Source organism: Bacillus sp. JJ1521 (assembly GCF_036965165.1).
Taxonomy (GTDB): Bacteria; Bacillota; Bacilli; order Bacillales; family Bacillaceae_L; genus Ferdinandcohnia.
Genome location: NZ_JBALOX010000021.1, coordinates 77445 through 79390, shown reverse-complemented (window position 1 = coordinate 79390; position 1946 = coordinate 77445). Strand labels below are relative to the sequence as shown.

General features: G+C 41.7%; 2 protein-coding genes. Both read right to left on the bottom strand.

What is annotated here, in order from left to right; translation table 11 throughout:
- A partial coding sequence (locus V7147_RS04465) for an aminoimidazole riboside kinase (protein WP_335366659.1) occupies nucleotides 1–904 on the bottom strand: 904 nt, incomplete at its 3' end.
- 11 nt (nucleotides 905–915) lie between these two features.
- The coding region (locus V7147_RS04460) for a glycoside hydrolase family 32 protein (RefSeq protein ID WP_335366658.1) at nucleotides 916–1946 on the bottom strand (1031 nt) is incomplete at its 5' end.

The window sequence follows — 1946 nt, the reverse complement described above, 5'->3', positions numbered from 1 at the left end:
CAGTCATGGCTCCTTTTTGTGAGACAGCTAATGCACCAGACACACTTGCAAATTCTGCGATTTCCTTGATTTCCTCAAGTGTATAGTCTACTATCTTTTTGTCTCTCCTACTGAACTGGTATAGCAAACCAGACACAAATGCATCACCCGCACCTGTCGTATCAACACTTTTTACCTTCTGAGCTCCTACAAAAAGAGACTCTCCCTGATAAAAGGCATGGACTCCATCCTTGCCAAGCGTGACGAATAAGAGCGGAATATTGTATGAGGCCAACTTTTCAACACCGCGTTCAATATCCGTTTCACTCGTAATGAACTCTAATTCCACTTCCGATAATTTAACGACGTCCGCCTCGCTTAACATAGAAGTGATTTTCTCTTTCGCTGTGTCAAGACTCTTCCAAAGCATTGGTCGCAAGTTTGGATCATAAGAAACTACCAGACCCTTATCTTTCGCAAATTGGAGTGCCTTTTTCGTTGCAGATTCGGCCGGATCCTCAATAAGGGAAATCGATCCAAAGTGGAATACATTATGCTCATCAAAAAGTGACACCGGAATCTCTTCTGGAGTTAAAAAGCGATCCGCGCTTTTTTCAATATAAAATGAAAACTCACGCTCACCATCTTCGCTAAGCGTCACAAACGTCAGCCCTGTGCGGACTTCTTTTGAAAGATACATCGCCCCGGTGAAGACGTTGTAATTTTCCAAGGTCTGTTTTAGAAAGTTACCTAATACATCATCCCCAACCTTACCGACAAAAGAGGACTTTGCACCTAGCCTAGCTGCCCCGACAGCAACATTCGCAGGCGCGCCGCCAGGACTTTTTAAAAATTGCATATTGTCTTGATCAAGTGGAATGAAATCAATTAATGCTTCCCCTAAACAAATAACTCCCTGTTTCATCGCTTCACATCCTAGTCTAAATCCCATTTCTTAATATTAAATTGAAGATTTCCTTCAGCTATAAACGAAATGGATTGGTTCTCAACATCTGGATAATACCGGGCTGTAAAAACTTCCTCTCCGTCATTCACAAAAATCTCAATTGAGGAAGTATCCAAAAACACATGTAGCTTTTTAATCCCATAAATTTGACATTGCCGCGATTCCACACGCCCTTCTTTAAAGTTCTTCCGATGGAGACTCATTTTATTTTCCTTTGCGGAATAAAAGAAGCTTGCAGCCCCTCCAAATGTGATTTCAAAGGAATCTGTATGATACGAAATTCCGTCAATGAGCAATTCTATTGATGTTCCTTGTATCTTATCAAGAGTCACAATGTCCGAAATGACTTTAACATCTTGATACGAAACCTCATTTTTCCGTAACTGCTTAAGTTCTTCTACAGGCTGTTGAACAACTTTTTCACCTTTAAGTGAAAGAACACGTGGCAAAGTCATCGCATGAATCCAACCATTTTCAATGGTTGGTTGATACTTTTCGTGGTCATCCGTAATTCCCATCCATGCGAATAGAAGTCGTCTTCCTTTTTCATCAATGGTGGTTTGTGGGGCATAGAAATCAAAACCGCGGTCTAGTTCGGTGAAATCACCATGCTTGTAGGATGCCTTTTCGTAATCTAACTCACCTACAAAGTAGCCCGCTTGAAATAAATTATGATACAAATCACCCTCTGGCTCAAGCCCCTGGGGCGAAACAAGCAGGATATCTTTTCCTTCTAACTCAAATAAATCAGGACACTCCCACATATAGCCAAACGACCCTAATTCGTTCATCTCCGAACCCGTAATTGCGCCGTGGAAATCCCATTTGGTTAAGTCATGGGAAGAATAAAGAACAACCTTCCCTTGTTCATGAAGATCCTGTGCACCGAGTACCATATACCAAGTATCGCCCTTTTTCCATACCTTTGGGTCACGAAAATGGGCTGTATAGCCATCTGGAAGGTGGATGACAGGTCCCTTTTTATCAAAAGTTAAGCCAT